The 1490-nt window shown below is 60.7% G+C and carries 3 protein-coding genes; all 3 read left to right on the top strand.

Going from position 1 to position 1490, the window contains the following annotated elements; translation table 11 throughout:
* Nucleotides 1-104 precede the first annotated feature (104 nt).
* Complete coding sequence (locus OO70_RS50275; protein ID WP_050513935.1) at nt 105-653, top strand: hypothetical protein; 549 nt, start codon at nt 105-107, stop codon at nt 651-653.
* Nucleotides 654-863: 210 nt separating this feature from the next.
* Complete coding sequence (locus tag OO70_RS50270) at nt 864-1049, top strand: hypothetical protein (protein WP_030529703.1); 186 nt, start codon at nt 864-866, stop codon at nt 1047-1049.
* Nucleotides 1050-1053: 4 nt separating this feature from the next.
* Nucleotides 1054-1490, top strand: a 437-nt coding sequence (locus tag OO70_RS51710) for a hypothetical protein (RefSeq protein WP_199827567.1), incomplete at its 3' end; no start/stop codon positions are given.

Raw genomic sequence — 1490 nt, 5'->3', positions numbered from 1 at the left:
CCTTTGTCGACACGAACATCAAGACTCGAGCAGGCTATCTGCGGACCCAGGTCTGCAAGCAGGGTCGCGGATACGACCTCTACCGCATGTTCGGATTCTGATCCATGCTTTTCCCGTACCGCATGATGGTGGTCGGTCATGGCCGACACGGCAAAGACACTGCCGCTGAAATTCTGCGCGATCACTATGGCGCGACGTTCGTCTCGTCGAGCTGGTTCATGGCAGAGCGTGTCGTGTTTCCGTACTTCTGCGAGAAGTACCCCGGCAAGTATGCCTCGGCGCAAGAGTGCTACGATGACCGCGCGAACGAGCGCTCGACGTGGTTCAATCTGATCGCCGAGAGCAATGCGGCCGATCTCACGAAGTTGGGTCGCGCGATCTTCGCGAAGTACGATCTCTACGTCGGCAACAGGAACGCCCGCGAGTTTCACGCCCTGCGGAACGCCAGCGTGTTCGACATCTCGATTTGGATCGACGCGTGCGAGCGCCTCGAATACCGCGAGCCCCGCACGTCCCTCACAATCGAGCCCTGGATGTGCGATTACGTGGTCGACAACAACGGCACCCAGGCCGATCTCAAGCGGAACCTGGCCTCGCTGATGCACGGATTGCGGACCAAGTCCTTGATCCAAAAGGGATTGTCAGCAGCGTGACCTGACAAGCCGGCCGAGGGAAGTTTGTGAGGGGAAAAAGTTGACGTTGGGATGTCAACTGCCTATTTTCCCCATACGGACAAATGGGCGAGGGGCCGGAACGAGAGTTACCCGGCATCGCCTAGTCTGAACCGACCCCGGCCTTGGCCGACATTCCGAACCCCGGCGCTTCAGTGCGTCGGGGTTTCGCGTTTCCACTAGGAGCCCGTCATGGGATGCAACTGCGGAAAGCGCCGCGATCTCACGGCGCAGGCGATCAAGAACGTTCGCACCGGCAACTTCGACGCCGCTCGTCAGAACGCGCAACGCTTCGTGAAGACGTTGCAGCTCGACGCGCGCAACATCGCGCGCAGCGTGGGGCGCTCGACGCTGATGAAGCGCCCGCCTTCAAGGTGAGATGATGGCCGGTACGCAAACGAACTACACCGGCCCCACGAAGATATACCGCGCGTCACAGGGGCCGATGCCCGCGTCGGCATACACGCAGTCACATGGCGGCGTGATCTATGTCGACTTGACCGACGCGATGAAGCGCCTCACCGTGGCGTTCAACGTGTACGGCGACGAGGTCAAACACCGCGCGCTCTACAACGCGATCAACAAGCTCGGCGACAAGCTGCTCACGGCTGTTCGTCGCGACCTCGTCCAAACGACGGGTGCGAAGTACGGACGCGTGATGAAAGCGGTTCACGCAGATCGCGCGCATCCCAATCGCCTGTTCTATCGCATCGTTGCGAGCGACAAGGCGATGAAGGTGAGCGACTTCGCGCGGTCGCTGACGCCAGGCAAGAAGAACCCGAGCGCCAAGCCTTGGAATCGCTCGCAGCGCTTCAAGGG

The sequence above is a fragment of the Streptomyces xylophagus genome (assembly GCF_000716435.1).
Taxonomy (GTDB): Bacteria; Actinomycetota; Actinomycetes; order Streptomycetales; family Streptomycetaceae; genus Streptomyces; species Streptomyces xylophagus.
This window is presented reverse-complemented; position numbering and strand designations above follow the sequence as displayed.